Origin of the sequence: Noviherbaspirillum aerium, assembly GCF_008929045.1 — a bacterium.
Taxonomy (GTDB): Bacteria; Pseudomonadota; Gammaproteobacteria; order Burkholderiales; family Burkholderiaceae_D; genus Noviherbaspirillum; species Noviherbaspirillum aerium.
The window spans coordinates 489,095-508,696 of the sequence record NZ_VFAH01000002.1; the positions used below are offsets into that span (position 1 = coordinate 489,095).

Below are 19,602 nucleotides of genomic sequence, written 5' to 3' on the forward strand. Positions count from 1 at the left end.
CTCTGGCTACCTGCCCCTTTCCCGCTTGCGGGGAAGGGGCTGCTTTTCCACATGAGGGCTTGATGGCGGCCTGAAAAGAGGCTCAGTGCCAGACGCCGGATGAATCCGCTTCCCTGCCCCAGCCAAGGACGAGAAGCCGCTCGAATCCTTCCGCCGGTATGGCCTTGGAAAACAGGAAGCCCTGGCCGTAGTCGCAGCCCGCTTCCCGCAGCAGGAATTCCTGTTCCAGCGTCTCGATACCTTCCGCAATCACTTTCATCCCGAGCTTGTGCGCCATGACGATCATGGTTTCCGCGATGGTGCGGCTGCCCGGATTTTTCTCCATGTCCCGCACGAAGGACTGATCGATTTTCAGATAATCGATATGCAGCTTCAGCAGGTAGGACATGGAGGAATATCCGGTGCCGAAATCGTCGAGCGCGACCTGGATGCCGGCGTCGCGGTATTGCAGGAGCGTCTCTGCCACTTGCGCGGAGGCATTCAGCAGAACCCCCTCGGTGATTTCGACCGATATGCTGTTGGGCGGCAGGCCGCTGTCCTTGAGCGTGGCGACCCATACGGAGTCGCTCGACTCGGCGGCGAACTGTACCGGCGAGCGGTTGATGCTGATTTCGAAAGGATGTCCGGTCGCCTTCGCCCAGCGGACCGAAAACGCGACCGCCTGCTTGAAGACCCAGTCGCCTATCTCATGGATCAGACCGGTCTCTTCCGCCAACGGAATGAACTTTGCCGGCGGCACCCAGCCCAGCGTCGGATGATCCCAGCGCAGCAGCGCTTCGGCCTTGACCACCTTCCGGGATTGCATGTCGACCACGGGCTGGAAATGCACATGCAGCTGGTTGTTGCTCAACGCATCGCGCAGGTCCCTGGCAAGTTTGAGTCGCCGCCGCGCCTCCTTCTGCATGGCCTTGGTGAAGAAGCAATACTGGTTGCGGCCCGCGCTCTTGGCTGCGTACATGGCCTGGTCGGCGTTGCGTATCAGTTCTTCAGGGCCGTTTCCATCCACGGGATAGATGGTGATGCCGATGCTGGCCGATACATAGGCGATGTCGCCATCCAGATTGAACGGCTCGTTGATGGCGTATATCAGTTTCTGCGCGACCTGCTCGATGTGCCCGTCATCATTGAGCTCGCTCAGGATGATGGTGAATTCATCGCCGCCAAGGCGGGCGACGGTATCCGATTCGCGCACGCATTGCCTCAAGCGGATGGCAGCCTGCTTCAGCAGCTTGTCCCCCGCGTCATGCCCCAGCAGATCATTGACTTCCTTGAAGCGGTCGAGGTCGATGAAGAACAGGGCAATGTCGGAATCCAGCCGGCGCGCCTTCTTGATTTCATGTTCCAGGCGGTCGCGGAACAGGCGCCGGTTGGGCAAGCCGGTGAGCGAGTCAAAACTGGCATGCCGCCAGATCAATTCCTCGGATTCCTTCTTTTCCGAAATATCCATCATGGTGCCGGTAATCCGGATGGGCTGCCCCTGCTCGTCCCTCTCCACCACCACCGCCCGTGCCAGAACCCATTTCCATTCTCCGTTCTTGCACTTGAGCCGATGTTCGACGATGTACGGCTTTCCCGTGAAACTCGCCTGCAAGGCGGCAATCGCCACCGGCAGATCCTCGGGATGAACGCGCTTTTCCCATTCCTCGAAGCGGTTCTCGACCTCGCCATCCTCATAGCCGAGAATTTCCTTCCATCGAGAAGACAAGATCACTTCATTGGTCGGAATATGCCAGTCCCAGACGCCGTCGCGCGCTCCTTCGATGGCGAATTTCCAGCGGTCGTTGCTGAGCCTGAGCGCATCTTCGGCCAGCTTCTGCTCGGTCATGTCATGGCCCTGGACAAAAATGCCGGACACCTGGCCGTCGGCGCCGAACAGTGGCTGGAACAGCAGGTCGACGTAGATGTCGCTCATCGGCCCTTCGGGGGTCTTGTTGAATTGCACCAGCATCTTCTTTCCGACGAACGGCTTCCCCGAGGAATACACCCTGTCGAGCAATTCCAGATAGCCTTGCCCGGACAGTTCGGGGAGGGCATCCTTCACGGGTTTTCCTATCAGTTCACGGTGACCGACGAGGCCATAGTAAGCCTCGTTGACGATGTCATAGGTATGCTCGGGCCCGCGCAATACGGCAATGAACCCCGGCGCCTGCTCGAAGATCCGGCGCAGCCGCGTTCGCTCATGTTCAAAGGCCTGGTGCAGTTCGGCGATGGCCGTTCCGGGACTGGTGATGTTGTCCGCCGTCAGCAGGCCGAAATCGTGTTCGGCATTGGCGGCCTGGACTGCGCCTTGCAGCGCATAAAGTTCGCTGACGTCGATCAGCGTCTGGATCACGAATGCCACCTTGCCGTCATCGCCGGGCACGGGCGTGTTGGTCACTGTCCAGCAGCGCTCTTCTTCCGCCATGCCGTTGGCCGCTGCAGGACCGGCCACCCGTCCGGGCAGGAACATGATGGTGTCGGGCGCACCGCTTGCGAACACTTTTTCCACAGAGGCAATCAGGGAGTCGAAATCCGTGCGGCCGGAGTCCGCTGCGTCTCCGGGAAACACCGTGTGCAGATAGGCGCCGAGAATCTCCTTTCGCGGCTTGTGCGTCGTCTGCAGATAAGCTTCGTTCACCCCGATCACACTCATGTCGGGAGCAATCAGTACGTGAGGATAGGGAGCAAGTTCGAATGCGGCAGCAGCGACTGCGAGTTCATGGGTCTGTATGGGGCGCATGCTGTTCAACATTGGCGAATGGGAAAGATTCCACTTTCAAAACAAGCTCCTGAAGCGAGTCCTCACGGCAGCTGCCCGAGGCGCCTCTTCAAGCAGGCTCCTGAAACAACTGATGGCTGCTACACGATAGAGAAATTGCAACCTCAACGGTTCCCGGCCGTTTCTTTCATGGAGTGCTTTTCAATTACGCATAACGTAGTATGATTACGCAAAACGCGTAAGCGCAGATGGTTGGCGATCGCTGGCGCGCGTAGATTCGATGTTGCATGCCATGAAGGCCATGTTCTACGGAGCAGGAACAGGCTTTTCCAAAGGCAACGAATGGTGTCATACCAATGGAAGGACTTCCCATGAATACCTCCGATTCTTCTTCGTCTTCCGTACCTTCTGCATCTTCCGCCGGCGCTCCCGCCTGCCCCATCGACCACCAGGCACTCTCGGCAATGCGCGCACCCACCGGATGCCCGATCAGCCCGCGCGCCGCCGGCTTCGATCCGTTTGAAGACGCGTACCAGCAGGATCCGCCCGAATACGTGCGCTGGGCGCGCGAGGAAGAGCCGGTTTTCTTCAGCCCCAAGCTCGGCTACTGGGTGATTACCCGCTATGACGACATCAAGGCAGTATTCAGGGACAACCTGACCTTCAGCCCCTCGATCGCGCTGGAAAAGATCACGCCCACCAGCGAAGAAGCCAATGCCGTGCTGGCTTCCTACAACTATGCGATGAACCGCACCCTGGTCAATGAAGACGAACCGGCGCACATGGCGCGCCGGCGGGTGCTGATGGAACCGTTCACGCCGGAAGCCCTCAAGCACCACGAACCCATGGTGCGCGAACTGGCCCGCGCCTACGTGGACCGTTTCATCGATGACGGCAAGGCCGACCTGGTCGATCAGATGCTGTGGGAAGTGCCGCTGACGGTAGCACTGCACTTCCTTGGCGTGCCCGAGGAAGACATGGACAGGCTGCGCCAGTATTCGATTGCCCATACGGTCAACACCTGGGGCCGCCCGAAACCGGAAGAGCAGCTCAAGGTGGCGCATGCGGTCGGCAATTTCTGGCAGCTGGCCGGCAAGATACTCGACAAGATGCGGCAGGACCCGTCCGGCCCCGGCTGGATGAAATACGGCATCCGCAAGCAGGCCGACTATCCCGATGTCGTCACCGATTCCTACCTGCACTCGATGATGATGGCCGGTATCGTCGCCGCGCACGAGACCACCGCCAACGCCACGGCGAACGCGCTGAAACTGCTGCTCCAGCATCCGACCGCCTGGCGCGAAATCTGCGAAGACCCGAGCCTGATACCGAATGCGGTGGAGGAATGCCTGCGCCACAACGGCTCCGTGCCGGCGTGGCGGCGGCTGGCCACCAGGGACGTCAGGATCGGGGGCATCGACATTCCGGCAGGCTCCAGGCTGCTGATCGTGATGGCATCGGCCAACCATGACCAGCGCCACTTCGATGACGCCGACATGCTCGACATCCGCCGCGCCAATTCGAGCGACCACCTCACCTTCGGCTATGGCGCGCACCAGTGCATGGGCAAGAACCTGGCGCGCATGGAAATGCAGATCTTCCTCGAGGAGCTCACCAGGCGCCTGCCGCACATGCGCCTGTGCGAGCAGAGCTTCACCTATGTGCCGAACACCTCGTTCCGGGGGCCGGAGCATCTCTGGGTGGAATGGGACCCGGCGCAGAATCCGGAACGCGCCAATCCCGGCTTGCTGGAATCGGTATCGCCGGTGCGCATCGGCGAGCCGTCCGGCCATGCGATCAGCCGCACCGTCGTGGTCGACAGCGTCACCCCGCTCACCAGCGAGATCATGCGCCTGCGTCTGACGGCGCCGGACGGCAGGCCGATGCCGCGCTGGCTGCCGGGCTCGCATATCGATGTCGAATGCGGAACGCCGGAACTTTCCCGCCAGTATTCGCTCTGCGGCGATCCCTCCGATCCGCGCACGCTGGAGATCGCCGTGCTGCGCGAACCGGAAAGCCGGGGCGGCTCGCGCTGGATTCATGGCGAGCTCAAGCCGGGAGACCGACTCAAGATTCGCGGACCGCGCAATCATTTCCGTTTCGACGAGACCGCGAAAAAAGTCATCTTCATCGCCGGCGGCATCGGCATCACCCCCATCATCGCGATGGCGCGGCGGGCCAGGGAGCTCGGCATCGACTATGTGCTGCATTACAGCGGGCGCGCGCGCTCGACGATGACGTATCTGGATGAACTGGCGAAGCTGCATGGCGACCGCCTCCAGGTGTATGCAAGGGATGAGGGAAGGCGCAATGATTTCTCCGCGCTGCTCGCTTCCCCCGAAGCCGGCACGCATATCTATGCCTGCGGTCCGCTGAGAATGCTGGAGGCGCTGGAACAGTGCTGCGCCTCCTGGCCGGAAGACGCATTGCGCATCGAGCATTTCGAATCCAGCCGCGGCACGCTGGACCCGGCGAAGGAACATGCGTTCGAAGTGGAACTCAAGGACTCCGGCATCACCTTGACGGTGCCGGCCGACCAGACCCTGCTGGCGGCCTTGCGCGGCGCCAACATCGATGTGCAGAGCGACTGCGGCGAAGGGCTGTGCGGATCATGCGAAGTGCGCGTGCTCGCCGGACAGGTCGATCACCGCGACGTGGTCCTGACGCGCTCCGAACGGGAAGCGAACAACAAGATGATGGCCTGCTGCTCGCGCGCGGCCGGCACCAAGCTGACCCTCGAACTCTGAAGCCCGGTCCGCTGGCTGAAGGCCGGCTTCTCTGCCGGTATGCCGGTATGCCGGTCTGCCTGTCTGAATGAACACCTGTCGGCGGTCGCGCCGGCAGGTGTTCGGCCATCCCTGCGCAAACTTTTCAAGTTCGCGCCCGCGGTCCTTGCAAGGATCCGCAATCCGCCCCGGCGAGGCTTTCGCCCGATGCCTTGAGATTTATCAGCATCCGACCGCTCCGCTTTTCCGAAGCGCCATTGTCCCGCGCCCTGTCATGACTGCAGCCTGTCATGCACATAAAAATTTCTGATCCGGTGGATATATCCACCAGTTATTGCTACTCATCTTTACGCAAGGCAGCGAAGATAAAAACGCTCACGCTTCCCGCACTGCAGCATGTCTGCGGAAGCAAACGCACACGGTGGCGACAGCGCACCGGAGGAGAGACGACCGTGTCGAAGTTTTCGATACCAGCATTCTTCACAAGCATGCATCCGGCGCACAGCGCCGCCGGCTCCCTGCTGCCCGCGCCGGCAGCGGCAACCCGGGGTGCGCCGGCAGCGCACTCCGGGTTGCCGGCCCCGCCGATGACCGGAACGCCAAGCCGCTCACAGCCCGGCGCGACATTCCGCGACAGCCTGAATACGGTCGCGCGCAAGCTGAAGTCCGGCACGGATTTCGCGGGCGGCGCGAGAAAACGTTCCCATACCCCTTTCACCACGCGTACGACATCGCCGAAACTGCAGCCGGCTCCGCAGCTGCACAACAGCGATGCGCCGCGCGCGCAACTCGACGATGAACGCGTCGCTGCTCCGCCCTCGGCCAGCGCCGAGCATCATGGCCAGGCAACCCGGGCGCGCCTGACGGAAAAATTCAAGGAAAACTCGGCATTGCAGCGACTCGCCGACAAGCAGGCCTATCTCGGTTTCCTCAACATCAGGCTCGCGGCGACTTCAACGGACAAGGACAATGGCCGCGACGTTTTACTCCGGGTGCTGGAGGACATAAGCCGCGTGCCGGGCATCGCGGGAACGAAGATGGAAGCCATGCAGGGTATCGGCATGATCTGCGTGATGGAAGCGGCGATGCAGGCCTGCGGAAACGATGCGGCAGCGGCGGCGCGCGCGCTGAGCTGCCTGCGCAACATCGATCTGCTTGCCAGTATTCGCAATCCCGAGCCCATGCCGGCGAGCGTGGCAAGCCCCCGCATCAACTGCCCGGCGGCCGACGCGCCGGGAGGCCGGCAATCCGGCTTCACGCAGCGGGATCTTGCCCTCGCCTGGAAAATAGCGCAGGAACTGGAAACGACGCCGGCCGGTTTTGCCGCACTGAAGAGCCTGAGCCTGCATGATTCCACCGCTGCCGATGCGCATCCCGACATCGAGCGCCATGACGACATGATGCTGCATGCCTACCTGCAGGCATCGCGCGAAAAATGCGCGATGCTCGCCGGCCAGGGATCCGCGCTTTCGCCTTCGCCATATCAGGTGGCGCAGAGCGGCGGCACGCCGTCGACGGTCCTCGACAAGGGCATTGCCCAGATCCGCAAGCATCTCGTCGCCTCGCGCGACCATGTGCTGCACAGCCCGCAGGCGCCGTTCAAGTACGTGGTGCGGCCCGGCGAGCATGAATGGGCTATCGGATTCATCCGCAACGGCTTGTACACGGATGAGAAGACAACCGCCGACGGCAAGCCGACGCTCTTTGCGCGCATCGATGGCCGGCTCGGCAAGGTCTCCACCTGGTGCGAGCGCGCCTCGTCGGGCAATGGTGCGGCATCGACCGCTTGGCGCAAGGCGGCGCCCTATCTCCTGCCCGGCTACCGGAAATCGCCCTTGAATGCCTACAATGCGCTGGAGGCCGGCCGCGGACTCAGGAAATGCGGGGTGGGACTGGAAAATGCCAGCCAGGGCATTCTCCAGGATGCCCGCGCCTTCAAGGAACACATACTCGGCAACATCGTCAAGGGACTGAAAGCATACGGCGGCGAGGGCGGCAGCCCCTTGAGCACCGAGTCCGAAGGCAATGCTCGCGATCCGTCGGCGGCAACCATCCGCAACCTCGTCAGGCTTGCCTTGCTGACGGAGACCGCCAACAGCGCGGCGCCATTCGCGACGCTCCTGCTGGGCGCCGCTCCGGATGCCTATACGGTCGAGCAGGCCCGGCGCCGCGTGTATGCGTGGCTTGCGGGAGGCGAAGCGGGACAACGCCCGGAAACCCGCGATGCCGTCGAAAGCGCCTTGTCGGCAGCGACCCGGCCGTTGACGCTGCATCGCTTGCAGGAATGGGCGGAAGCACTGCCCGGCGGGCCGGGAAAGAAAGACATCGCGGCGCGGGAGAATCCGGCGACGGCGGTAGCGGCGGTGGCGGCTTTGGCGGCGGCGGCAAACCAGGATCCGGCCGAGCTTGCGCCGATACAAGCAAGCAATGCCGCAAAGCCTGCCGCCGGTGATGAAAAGACGTCATTGGACGTTAGGCCGGACAACAAGCCGGATCACGCGTCCGACGACACATCGTCATCGGAAAGCGAGATCCTCGATTTCCTGCGCGCCACGATCAACGAGGCCTTCGAGCCGACGGCTTCCGCCACGGAAGTTCCCGCGTACTCACTTCCCGACTGGGAGGCTTATGAAAAGGCAGTCAGGCAGGTAATCTCCGGTCTCGGCGAGCCGGCATCCGCGCCGCATTTCGGAAAGCTCGGCAACGCGCCGGACAAGCTCGGCGTGATAGGCGAAGGCATTGAACATGTGATGGCGCGCATGGAACTGGGCTCGAAGCTGTCGTTCGCCAGCGGCGGCTTCATCGGTGCCGGAGCGAAGGAGGCTACCCGCTTCCTGAGCAGCTTCGCCAGCTTCGGTCTTTTCCGTCCGCACGTGGATGCGAGCGTGATACGCAAGCGGGAGGCGGTGCTGGAAATGGAAACCTCGGCCGGCGGCAACCAGATCTTCGTCGGCACGCGGCGCTCGCTGAAGCTGCAGGGCGGCGGCGGCATCGGCGTGGGTCCGGGCTTCAAGATCAGGGGCGTGGGCGGAATCAAGGCCGGCGCATCGCTCAATGCCTCCGCCGGCATCGAAAACCCGGAGATGCGCGGTGTCCAGCTGCGCCTGCCCCGAACCGGCGGGATGGCCGGCGACCAGGCAAACAATGCCCTGCTCGGACACCTGTTCCGCAAGCATGTCATTGAACGCAACTCGCCTGCCCTGAAGCAAGACCCCGCCAGGGCGCCCGGCAAGGACGGTGACTCGCCGCTCAAGAACCTGTTGCAGGCCTGCCCGCAGCTTGCCGTGAGCATGGTCAGGAACACCGAGAGCATTGCGCGCGAAGGCATGTCCGCCGAGGGCGGCGCAGCGGCCAGCGCCGGTCCGTTTTCCGTCGGCCCGTCGATGGGAATCAGCTATGAAGCCAGGCAGGCGAAAACGCGGGAATGGATAGAGTCGAAGGCGGCGCTGAACGTCAGCAAATCCAGCCAGGGAGTACAACACACCGTGGCAATGACGGGCCAGATCCCTGCGTTGCTTCATCTGCCGTCGTCGATGAAGAGCCCGCCGGGCGAACCTGCCTCGCCCGGCCGCCTGAAGCGGGCCGCGAGCGGCCTGCTCGACGCGATGTGCGTTACCTCGACCGAAGTCGGCCGCTGGGGCAAGTCGGCCAGCCGCACGCTGCTGATCGAAAATAACGCAGTCTGTGCCGGAAGCCGCGGAGCGATCGTGCATCGCGATGCGGAGTCGTTCATCGACAGCGTAGCGCCCAGGCTCGACCGCTGGGCCGCCGCGGTGGCGAACCGGTTCCAGAAAGAGAAGGTCAATGCCGGCGATGCCTATCGCCAGGAAGCCTACGACAGGGCCTACGCCGCATTGCGGGCGCAACTCGAAGAAGCACGGAACAACGGCGATGCGAATACCCAGTACGTCGAATGCTTTGAGCTTACCGGCGAGGCATTGGAAGCCGCAAACGCCCTGCGTTCCGCAGTGACTCTGTGCGAAAGGTCGGGGGACAAGGACCGGGCGGCAGCGTATTCGAAAAAACTGGAAGCCCTGCTTGCCAGCGATGCCGCCTGGACGAATCATTTGCTATGGACGCAGCGCACCACGCTGGGCCAGGAGACGGCGGGACTGTACTTCGGCGTGTATGCCGGCAAGACGGATGCGGTATCCAGCAGCGGTATCAAGGTGTTAGGCTGATGGATAGGCTGATGGTGGATAGGCTGAAGCCGGCGCTGGCGGTGTCCATGGCCTCGCACAAGGCGCATTCCCGCTTACCTCCCTGAAACCGGCGCGCAGGGTATTCCACAACAGCGCGCCGGCAGCCAATTCAAGGAGCATGAAAACAGCAGGAAGGCGGGCGATTCATTCCTCGCTCCGCTTCACGCCGCCCATCTTCTGCAGATGGCGCATGCTGGTGCGCATGCGGCTGGCAAGCTGGGAATTGCGTGCCGGGATGTCGCGTTCGGCGATGGCGCGTATGGTGCGATCGTCGCCCAGCACCCAGAGCTTGCTGCGTGCGCGCGAAAACGCGGTGTAGAGGATGCCGCGATGCACGAAGTTGGGCGAACCGTTGGTGCAGACGAAAATCACCACTTCGTATTCGGAACCCTGTGCGGCATGGACCGTCATCGCATAGGCCAGTCCGATCGACTCGACTTCCTTGCCGGGAAAGCGGATGGCGCGGCCGTCATCGAGTTCGAGATGCAGTTCGATCACGTTGCGCCCGCTGTCGTCGAGGCTGCAGTCGCGGATGAAACCGGTGTCGCCGTTGACCACCTGTTCGGCGAGCTTGTTGCCCTCGGCATCGACGCCGTGTTCGATCAGGATGTTCTTGCGGATGATGATGCGGTCGCCCGCATGCAGGGTGGTGCCGACGACGCGCGCGCCGTCGGGATTGAGCCTTTGCCGCAGCAGCTCGTTGAGATAGGTGATGTTCCAGCCGGGCAAGTGGATGTCGCCCTTGCGGCGCGGCATCAGGAGGCCCACGCGCACGATGCCATAGCGCTCGATGGCTTTCAGGTAGGCATTGGTGACGCGGGTGATGCCGATGTCGTCCGGCTCCGGCAGGCGGTGCGAAAAGCTCACGTCTTCGCGGTTCTCGCCATCGACCTCGCCGCGCCCGGCCTGCTGCACGACGTCGAGGATGCCGCCGTCATTGCGATAGGTATGCACCAGCCGGTGATGATCGAATGGCATCTGCAGCAGGTCCTTGAGCACCTGTCCCGGACCGACCGACTGCAGCTGGTCGACATCGCCCAGGAAGATCACATGCGTCTCCGGTCCGACGGCATCCATCAATGCCCGCGTCAGCATCAGGTCGTCCATCGAAGTTTCGTCGGCGATGATGATTTCGGCATCGAGCGGATTGTGCTCGTTGTATTCGAAGCCCTCCGCCGTCACGCCGAGCATCGCGTGGATCGTGGTGGCGGACAGATCGAAGCGCTGCACGCGGGACGACAGCACCTTGGCCGCCTTGCCGGTCGGCGCGCAGAACAGGATTTTTCTTTCCCTGGCCACATGCACCAGGATTTCCATCAGCGCGGTCTTGCCGCAGCCCGGCCCGGCCGTCAGGGTATGCACGAGATGGGTGGAAGTCAGAATGCCAACGATGGCCTTGCGCTGCGACGCGTCCAGCCGGAAGGCATGTCCGTCGGTCGACAGCATCGCCTCGGCATCGGCGATCTCGCGCTCCAGCGCCGCCAGCGGCGCATCGACGATGGGCGGCGCCATCTGCAGCGCACGCACGGCGAAGTTCCGCGCCAGCGCCCGCTCCGCATTCCACAGGTGGCGCGGATAATGGCGGTCGCCGTCGATGACGATCGGTTCCTTGCGCGCCTTGGCGGCGGCCATCGCGGTGTCGGGACTGACGTCGGGATCGATCGCGCCGATGCGCTCCGACAGGTTTTCCAGGCTGAGGTAGACATGGCCGTTGCGTTCGCAGCCGTCGCGCAGCGCATGGGTGGCGAGCGCGGCCAGGCGGAATTCATGGAAGCGGGGAAAGCCGATGCCGCGCAGCGCGATCAGGTCGGCGGCGGCGAAGCCGTAGCCTTCGATATCCTGTATCGGCGCATACGGGTCTTTCGAATACAGCGCCCAGGCGGCGACGATGGGCTCGCGCTTTTCCTCGACGCGGCCGGCCAGCCATTCCGCGAGCTTGCGCAGGATGCTGTCTTTGACGCCGATGATGCCGATGCGGGTGGACAGGTCGCGATAGACCAGGCCCTTCAGATCTTCCGCGCCGGCCACCGATACCTTGCGTTTCGTCACCCGGGAGAAATCGAGCGCATACGGATTGCTGACGAGCTGGTCGCGCAGCTTCGTCAGGTCGCCCTGATAGAGGTCGACGATCTTCCTCGCGGTGGCCGCGCCGCAGCCCTTGAAGTTCTTGCGCAGGTGCCGCACCAGCGCTTCGTCATCGATGGGAATGTCGATGGCGGCGATCTCGCATTCGAACTGCTTGCCGAAACGCGGATGCACCACGACGCGCCCGTCCATCCGGTAGCGGTTTCCCTCGGTCAGGCCGACCAGGGATTCGCCGGTGACCACGAGGTAATCGCCGTCTTCGAGCTTGACGATACCCCTGCCCCAGCGCTCGTTGTACACCTGGCAGGAGGTGAGCGTGCCGGTAATCTGTTGTGTCACCGCTGTCATGCCTGTTATTAACAAAAAGAAGCCGGCAATCCCAGTGCGCTGGAATTGCCGGCTTTACAAAAGCGCATTCCCCGTGCTGCGGGAATGCGCCTGCTTCGCTCGGTACGCAATGCTTCGAATCTAGAACGGAATCGCATCGTCCACGAAGTCGTAGCGCGATGCGCTCGACCGCGCCGCCGCGCCGGACTCGCGCTGCTGGGCCTGGCCCTGTTCGGCATCGGCCTGCTGTTCGGTTTCGGCATGCTCGCCGTCAGCCTCATGCTCATGCGGGCGGCCGCCCAGCATGCGCATGTCTTCGGCAATGATTTCCACCGCGATGCGCTCGACCTCGTCCTTGCCGACCCACTTGCGTGTCTGCAGGCGGCCTTCGACGTAGACGAGCGAACCCTTCTTCAGGTACTCGCCGGCGATCTCGGCCAGCTTGCGGTACAGCACCACGCGATGCCATTCGGTGGTCTGCCGGCGTTCGCCGGAGGACTTGTCCTTCCAGGTTTCGGAGGTGGCCAGCGTAAACTGCGTGACGGCATCACCGTTCGCAGTAACGCGACGCTCCGGGTCGCGGCCGAGGTGGCCGATCAGTGTGACTTTGTTCAGTGTTGCCATTGCAATCTCCTCTGGGTTTACTCTAATGACTCTGGGTTACGCTCGGTTGATGCCAATTGCCGTTACTGGATATCAAGGCGCACGCCTTGTTCGGTATGTACCCCCGCCACCGGTATGCCTGCCTTGAGGGCGGCGGCGATGGCGCGCTTGTTCGGCGTCGGCGCCGGTGCTTCATGGTGCGTGAAGTATTCCGGCTGCAGCTTTTGCTCGTCGTCGATCACCACGGTCAGCGGGTTTCTTTTCACCGCCATGGAAAACAGCGCCGTGGTCACCCTGTCGCGTCCCGAAGTGCGCATCAGGTCGAGAATCAGCTGGCGGCCGCGCTGGGCGGCTCGCTGCAGCGCCTCATGCCGGGCTTCGAGGTGCGCGATGGTCTGTTCGACGCCGCGGGTGGCGGACTCGATGTTCCTGACCATCTTCGCCAGATTTTCCAGGCGCGCATCGAGCGGCTCGGACATGCTTTCCAGCGTGTCCGCGATCACCTGTTCGTCGTCATGCCGCTCCGCCAGCAGCTCGGCCAGCTGGCGGTATTGCGCGGCGACTTCGAACGCCTCGAAGATCGGATTCATGCAGCCATCCCGTAGGCCTCGTCATGCACTTCCAGCAAGGCCTTGCGCTGGTCCTTCAGCGCGGTGAGCTCCGCCAGCGCGTTGGCGTCCGGCAGCGAATTGGCGACACGGTAGGCAACCGAGAAGGCGCGGTACAGGTCGTCGAGATTGCCGGCGCGGTTGATCGCATCCATCATCGCGGTCTTCTGGTCGGGCGACATCACGTTGGCCGGCTGCGCGCTGTCGACGCCGCTGTTGAGCCAGCCCAGCAGCTTGCGGCCGGTGTCGACGTCGGGCCGGAAGATCTCGGCGTCGAACAGGCGGGTACGGTCCTTGCCGGCATAGGCCATGTGCTGCACGTCGAGCTCGAAGAAGGTCGTGAACTCGTACTCGATGCCGTCACGCATGATCGGCGCGAGACCGATCTTGCGCACCACCTGCTTGCCGGTGCGCTCGTCCTTCTCCTGCACGTACTCGGTCTTGGCGCGCATGGTCGCGATGATGTGGCAGCGGCTCTGCAGCAGCGCTTCCACCAGCGCATTGTGCTCGGGCGTGACCTGCCGCCATGCCTGCCAGCTGTTGCCGGACTTGTCGGCGATCTTGCCCTGGCGGTCGAGAGAACCGCCCTCGCCGCTCCAGGCATGGGTCAGGCTGTCGATGATGATGGTCGACACGCCAATGTCTTCCAGCGCATGAATCGCCTCGATGTAGCGTGCAGGCGTATACGGCGGCGACAGCGACAGCACGTCGTAGCCTTCCGGGAGCAGGTCGGCGTACAGGTCGCCGCTGCCGTGCTCGGTGTCGATCATGCCGATGCGGCCGCCCAGGCCGCTTGCAATCTGGAGAGCGGAATAGGTCTTGCCGCTGCCGGCCGGACCCGACATGCCGAGACGGAGTTTTGCGCGGCGCTTGGTCGCGCGGTGAATTTCAAATGTAGCCATGGTAAGTCGTGTCCTTTCAAGTTGCTCGTCTTCAAACTGCTCGAACTGCTCCTGACGGCCGATCTGCTCAAACCACTGCATGCCGCCATCATCCATTCCAGCCTGGCCATCCATCAAGCGATTCCAATCATTGAGATCCGTTCCGCGCTGCTGCTTCGGCAGCGCTTATTCCCCCGGCTTCTCCCTTCGCTACGCTTTCTACGCCTTCCAGTCTTCCAGTCTTGCGGCCGTGCCCGCATCAATGCAGATTCTTGATATCGGCCTGATCCAGCAATGCCACTTCTTCCGCGTCCTTGCTGCTTCCCTGCAGCAGCTGTTCGGCATGCGCCGCGGTCATGCGCCCCGTTTCGACCGCTTCGCGCAGCACCTGCTCGCGTGCCTTCACGTCGCTGCCGAGCGAAGGCGTCCAGCGTGCGGGCTCGTGGCGCAGCCTCGCTTCGAGGACGCTCTTTGCATAGAGTTCGCGAAATACCGCCTGCGCTGCGCCGACGTCGCCGCATTCGAGCATCGGCAGCACCGCACCCCATGCATGGGCCATTTCCTCGGTCCAGACGACGGAGGTGCGTTCATCGCGCGGGAGCAGCGCCCATGCCTCGTCCACGCCCGGCCGGCCGTCTTCCAGGCGCAGCAGGATTTCCTTGACCCGCAACGGACCCTGCAGTTCCAGCCTGCAGCGCGCCAGCGCGGTCATCACGTCGTCTTCGCTGAAATCCGCCAGATCGTCCGCCAGCATCTCGGCGGCGGCGCGCGACAGCGCCTGGCCGCACACCTCGGCTGTCAGCGTGATGGCCTCGACCAGTTCGCGATAGCCGATGTCACGGCGCGGGTTGCTCGATGCACCGCGGTCCTTCCACTGCGGATAATGAATTTTCGTCTTGCTCATAAATCCTGTTTACCGTTCTCGAAATTTGTCCATGTATGACGCGCCCGTCCCGCTTGCAGCACCGGGCTGGTCGCGCAAACCCACACAACATCAAGTTACCGTTCACCGCATCAGGCCTGCGACACAACCGCCGCTTGTCTGCGTCTTCCTTCCCTTTGCGAGGAGGAATGTCGATGTCTCGACGATTACCGTCCCTCCCGGCCTTGAATGGCAGGAAAAGGAGCCGCGAATCGTCTGCGAAGATGTGCGAATGAACCTCAGGTCGAACGACCTTGACGCACTTGATTTATCGGACCGATACCCCGGCCACATGAAGGACGCATGCTGTCCGGTGGTTGAAGGGATCGGAAACATGACCGGTTAAATCCACCGGTCGGCGAGAACGAAAAGCTGATGATCGAAACGGTACCGAACCTGTTTCGAGGACAGCAAGCGGAGGCGAATGGATTAAAGCTGACCATGTCGCACCAACGTCTTGAGGCTTCATCCTCTAAGCCAAAAACCCGGCAGGCATGCCGGTAAATTCTTGCCTGCGGCACACGCCAGGCCCTGTCCATACCGTTCCTTTCAGAACTGTATGCATATACAGTATTTTAATCAAACTGAGGAGTGACTACAACAAGAATTTCGATATTTGGAGCAAAAAGAACAAAGGCGTGACAACTCGGAAGCATGGACGCAACACATTGAATTTCCTCACTTTTTCCTTGCAGGAAAGGCAAGAGGAGAGTGTGCCGGCGCTCTTTTCATATGTGTTTCGAGCGGTCTTTTTCAAGTAGCCGGCTGCATATTTTTTCAGCAGGCGCAGCTATTGGAAAGTTGCATTAATTTAATTTAATGCTTGCAACAATTAAGCTTGGGAATATTAATCGCCTGCAATATTAATGCTTTATCATCCAGCACTATTAATTAAATTTAAACATTGCGATTAATTAATTAATGATATGCAAGGGGTACTTGCGACTTCGGAATTTCGCCCGGTCGTCTTGTCGCTCTATCACTGTGGCGCTGGAATTCGGAAGTCGCGTCGGATCGAAGGAATGCGCGCATGTGCCCTCAGGCGCTTTACGTCGAAAAGGCGATGTACGCGGTCAGCAGGCAGCACACGATGACGCCGTTGCCAATGGCATACGCCGAGTTCATGCCGAGACTGATCTGGTAGAGGCTGACGCCGGCATAGCGGCTTGCGGTCAGGGACAGCACTGAAAACGGCGTGACGCTTGCGGAAAGTCCCCAGCCGGCCAGAATCGCAGCCATATGCGAAATCGGCGGGATGCCCAATACCGGCGGGGTGAGCGTCGATGCGAGGAAGACCGCCGACAGCACCGGGTGAATGCCGGCCAGCGCGGCAGCCATGATGCCGAAGACAAGAAATGCCACGCCCCAGAATGGATGACCGCTCAGATGGGCGCCGATGAAGGAAACCCATGCGTCGGGAAAGGCATCGGCCATGATGCTGCCCGCGCAACCGGCAGACAGGAACAGGATGGCTTCGCTGGCAAGCGCGGGGAACAGGCGCATGCTGGCCAGCAGTCCCTGCACGCCGGCGGAGAACCTGCGGCCGGGTTCGCCCATGCCCGCGTTGAAGGCGAGCGATACCAGCGGCCCCATGATGATGATGGCGGCGGAGATCATGATCTGCAGCATCTTGCTCAGGGTCATGATCAGCACCAGGAAGCCGAGCAGCACCAGCACGACCGGGGCGGCGATCCACAGCAGCGTCGACAGCGGGGTCGCCGGCGCGGCGCGGGATGCATCGGCATTGATGCCCGCATCGGCTCCGGCATTCACTTCGGTATTCATATCGGCGTTCACACCGGGGGCCATGCGCCTGCCCGCAACATGCTGCATGATCACGCTGACCACCATGGTCAGCTGTCCAAGCGCGAGGCCGATCGGGAACACTTCCGCCCAGTGCAGGGTGGGATACAGCGCCAGCAGGATCGCCATGTTGCCGAACACCGGACTCCAGCAGCTCGCCGCCGAAAAGCCGCGCCCGACCGAGACCACGGTTGCCGTTCTCGTCTCGCTCTGCTTTTCCGTCGACGGCGCGGCCATTACGTACATCAGGTTGGCGCCGGCCAGGCCCAGAATCCCGGAAAAGAACTGGCTGGCCAGCGTGAACGCCGCATAGCGCGGCGTTCCCTTGCGTTCGCGCAGGGCGGCGCCGATCAGCTGGATGCGGGGACTCTGCACCGCGCAGCGCGCGATCAGCAGCACGCTGGCCGTGAGCGCGACCAGCATGCCGGAAACGAACACGCCGCGCTGCACCGCTGCGACCGGGTCCCTGGCGAACGGTATCACCAGCAAGCCGACCGAGAGCAGGATGAAAGACGTCGTGCGCAGCTTCTGGTTGATGCGCCCGAAGCCCGCGGCGATCAGCAGCAGCATGGCGCCCAGCATGGGCAGGTACAGCCAGGACGGTCCGCCGAAGGCGCGGGTCAGCGAGCTTGCCGCAAGCACCATGACGGCGGCAATGCCGGCGATGGTGCCGGCACCGGTATTGCTATCGGACTGCATGTTTCCCCTATCGGTTTGCCGGAGTCGGCAGGGACAGCAGTTCGTTGTCTTCTTCCTTGCGCAGCTGCGCCATGTGCATCGCGTACTGCTCCAGCCGCTTGTCTTCCTCCGTTTGCGGGACCCAGGCCGGAACGCCGACGGTGTCGCCGCCGCCGTCGACGGCGACGAAGACGATCAGGCAGCGCGTGGTCAGCTTGCGGGCGCCGGTGCGCGGATCGGTGGCCGACACTTCGACCGCGATGTGCATGCTGGAACTGCCGGTGTGCACCACGCTGGCCTTCACATCGACGACCTGGCCGATGAAGATGGGCTTGTAGAAGCGGATGCCGCCGACATAGACCGTCACGCAGTAATAGCCGCTCCAGCCGACCGCGCAGGCATAGCCGGCCTGGTCGATCCACTTCATCACGGCGCCGCCGTGGACCTTGCCTCCGAAATTGACATCGCCCGGCTCGGCGAGGAAGCGCAGCGTGATTTCGCGCGGACGGCTGGTTTCTGTTGCGGCTGCGGTTGCGTTCGTGCTCATTGAATTCTCCCTGTGGTCGGCGGCCGGCGGGCGCGCATCGGCGCGGTTCGCAAGACCGGATGCCGTTCAGTGTAATGGCTATCGGGCCTTGCTGGAATAGTTGTGCGCAATAAACGGCGTGATGGCGTCTGGGGCTGGACTGCGGGTCTGCGGGTCTGCGGGTCTGTCCACCTGGCCTTTTGTCTAGGCTTGCATCAAGTTTGCGCGATTATGGGAAAATCTTCGGCTTCGAGAGGACAAGGCCTCTTCATCTCTCCATCATGGGAAACCGCATGAAACACCGACTTCTTCAGTTTGACCGCCTGCAGCCCAGTCTGGAAGCTGCGCTGGCCGAGCGCTATGACGTGCATCCGCTCTGGCAGGAATCCGATCCCGCGGCTTTTCTCGCGCAGCGCGGCCATGAATTCGTCGCGCTGGTCACGCGCGCGGCCAGCGGCGCCGACGCCGCGCTCATCGGAGCCTTGCCTTCGCTGCGCATCATCTCCAGCTTCGGCGTGGGCCTGGACAAGATCGATCTCGATGCGGCCAGGCAGCGCGGCATCGCGGTGGGCTACACGCCCGACGTGCTCAACGATGCGGTCGCCGACACCGCCTTCGGCCTGCTGCTCGATGTGGCGCGCGGACTGTCCTCCGCCGACCGGTTCGTGCGCCGCGGCGAATGGCCGAAGAAGAATTTTCCGCTGGCGGTGCAGGTGAGCGGCAAGAAGCTCGGCATTCTCGGCCTCGGCCGCATCGGCCGCGTCATAGCCCGGCGCGCGGCGGGTTTCGACATGGAGGTGCGCTATCACAACCGCCGCCGGCTCGACGATGCGCCTTATGCCTACGAGGCCTCGCTGGAAGATCTCGCCCGCTGGGCCGACTTCCTGGTCATTGCCAGCGCCGGCGGGCCGGAAGCCCGCCATCTGGTCTCCGCGAAAATCATCGACGCGCTGGGACCGCAGGGCTTTCTGATCAACATATCGCGCGGCACCGTCATCGACGAGGCGGCGCTGGTGGAAGCGCTGGCGCAACGCCGCATCGCCGGCGCAGGGCTCGATGTGTTCGAGAACGAGCCGCATGTGCCGGAAGCCTTGTTCGCGCTGGAGAATGTGGTCCTGCTGCCGCACATCGCCAGCGCCACGCATGAAACCCGCGAGGCGATGGCCGCGCTGGTCCTGGAGAATCTCGATCATTTCTTTGCGCAAGGCGCCCCGAAGGCATCGGCGATCTGATATCCGTCCCGCCGCGCCCGCTGCATCGGGTGAGGCGGGGCGCGGACAAGCTCCCCTGGACTTGACGGAAAAGCAAGCAGGATGCGCCGGAGTTGTACTGGTGCGACGACATTCCCTGAAAAGGATGCAGGAAAGACAAGGGTTCGACGCTTTCGGCGCCCTTAAAATATTTCCTTGTGGCATCATTTGGATCGTTGCACGATCCGCTGATGTCTGCGCGTCTGCTCCGTCGGAAACGACGAGGCTTGCGTAGCCGATTTTTCGGCCTCCTTTCGGTTTCCCATCAGGCCCTGATCCATCCGACAGCATGC

At 62.6% G+C, this 19,602-nt stretch carries 11 protein-coding genes; 3 read left to right on the forward strand and 8 right to left on the reverse strand.

Annotated features, from left to right (window positions below; all coding sequences use genetic code 11):
* Window positions 1-82: 82 nt before the first annotated feature.
* Entirely contained in the window at window positions 83-2,719 is a 2,637-nt protein-coding gene (locus tag FH061_RS05415) for a sensor domain-containing protein (protein WP_192804922.1), read from the reverse strand.
* A gap of 350 nt (window positions 2,720-3,069) precedes the next feature.
* Between FH061_RS05415 and FH061_RS05420 the strand changes: the two genes are divergently transcribed.
* Both FH061_RS05420 and FH061_RS05425 read left to right on the forward strand, forming a co-directional pair.
* Window positions 3,070-5,445: a cytochrome P450/oxidoreductase gene (locus FH061_RS05420; RefSeq protein ID WP_151633732.1), complete on the forward strand. Its 2,376-nt coding sequence runs from the start codon at window positions 3,070-3,072 to the stop codon at window positions 5,443-5,445.
* A gap of 431 nt (window positions 5,446-5,876) precedes the next feature.
* Window positions 5,877-9,605 carry a tetratricopeptide repeat protein gene (locus FH061_RS05425; protein WP_151633734.1) on the forward strand — a complete coding sequence of 1,243 codons (3,729 nt, stop codon included), beginning with the start codon at window positions 5,877-5,879 and terminating at the stop codon, window positions 9,603-9,605.
* Window positions 9,606-9,770: 165 nt separating this feature from the next.
* Here FH061_RS05425 and FH061_RS05430 read toward each other — a convergent pair whose 3' ends face one another.
* The 7 genes from FH061_RS05430 to FH061_RS05460 all read right to left on the reverse strand — a co-directional run bounded on the left by FH061_RS05430 (window position 9,771) and on the right by FH061_RS05460 (window position 18,080).
* Window positions 9,771-12,050 (reverse strand): AAA family ATPase, encoded by a 2,280-nt coding sequence (locus FH061_RS05430; RefSeq protein ID WP_192804923.1) that lies wholly within the window; start codon window positions 12,048-12,050, stop codon window positions 9,771-9,773.
* A gap of 129 nt (window positions 12,051-12,179) precedes the next feature.
* Window positions 12,180-12,662, reverse strand: a complete 483-nt coding sequence (ssb, locus tag FH061_RS05435) for a single-stranded DNA-binding protein (RefSeq protein ID WP_318840956.1) — start codon at window positions 12,660-12,662, stop codon at window positions 12,180-12,182.
* A gap of 62 nt (window positions 12,663-12,724) precedes the next feature.
* The gene (locus tag FH061_RS05440; protein WP_151633740.1) at window positions 12,725-13,231 is read right to left on the reverse strand and encodes a siphovirus Gp157 family protein; all 507 of its coding nucleotides are present in this window, start codon (window positions 13,229-13,231) and stop codon (window positions 12,725-12,727) included.
* Window positions 13,228-14,265 (reverse strand): ATP-binding protein, encoded by a 1,038-nt coding sequence (locus FH061_RS05445; RefSeq protein WP_225984494.1) that lies wholly within the window; start codon window positions 14,263-14,265, stop codon window positions 13,228-13,230. Before FH061_RS05445 ends, FH061_RS05440 begins: the two co-directional genes overlap by 4 nt.
* Before the next feature lie 124 nt (window positions 14,266-14,389).
* Entirely contained in the window at window positions 14,390-15,034 is a 645-nt protein-coding gene (locus tag FH061_RS05450) for a hypothetical protein (RefSeq protein WP_151633742.1), read from the reverse strand.
* Between the two features lie 1,065 nt (window positions 15,035-16,099).
* Entirely contained in the window at window positions 16,100-17,554 is a 1,455-nt protein-coding gene (locus FH061_RS05455; RefSeq protein ID WP_151633744.1) for a hypothetical protein, read from the reverse strand.
* 7 nt (window positions 17,555-17,561) lie between these two features.
* A complete protein-coding gene (locus FH061_RS05460; protein ID WP_151633746.1) occupies window positions 17,562-18,080 on the reverse strand; it encodes an acyl-CoA thioesterase in 519 nt (172 codons plus the stop codon).
* Window positions 18,081-18,352: 272 nt separating this feature from the next.
* Here FH061_RS05460 and FH061_RS05465 point away from each other — a divergent pair, with 272 nt between their 5' ends.
* Window positions 18,353-19,291 carry a 2-hydroxyacid dehydrogenase gene (locus tag FH061_RS05465; RefSeq protein WP_151633748.1) on the forward strand — a complete coding sequence of 313 codons (939 nt, stop codon included), beginning with the start codon at window positions 18,353-18,355 and terminating at the stop codon, window positions 19,289-19,291.
* Window positions 19,292-19,602: the final 311 nt, after the last annotated feature.

Bases quoted from the DNA above. Each gene is read 5' to 3' on its own strand.
- FH061_RS05465 (WP_151633748.1), top strand. From the start codon at position 18,353: ATGAAACACCGACTTCTTCAGTTTGACCGCCTGCAGCCCAGTCTGGAA.
- FH061_RS05455 (WP_151633744.1), bottom strand. From the start codon at position 17,554: ATGCAGTCCGATAGCAATACCGGTGCCGGCACCATCGCCGGCATTGCC.
- FH061_RS05445 (WP_225984494.1), bottom strand. From the start codon at position 14,265: ATGGATGGCCAGGCTGGAATGGATGATGGCGGCATGCAGTGGTTTGAG.
- FH061_RS05460 (WP_151633746.1), bottom strand. From the start codon at position 18,080: ATGAGCACGAACGCAACCGCAGCCGCAACAGAAACCAGCCGTCCGCGC.
- FH061_RS05440 (WP_151633740.1), bottom strand. From the start codon at position 13,231: ATGAATCCGATCTTCGAGGCGTTCGAAGTCGCCGCGCAATACCGCCAG.
- FH061_RS05415 (WP_192804922.1), bottom strand. From the start codon at position 2,719: ATGCGCCCCATACAGACCCATGAACTCGCAGTCGCTGCTGCCGCATTC.
- ssb (WP_318840956.1), bottom strand. From the start codon at position 12,662: ATGGCAACACTGAACAAAGTCACACTGATCGGCCACCTCGGCCGCGAC.
- FH061_RS05450 (WP_151633742.1), bottom strand. From the start codon at position 15,034: ATGAGCAAGACGAAAATTCATTATCCGCAGTGGAAGGACCGCGGTGCA.
- FH061_RS05420 (WP_151633732.1), top strand. From the start codon at position 3,070: ATGAATACCTCCGATTCTTCTTCGTCTTCCGTACCTTCTGCATCTTCC.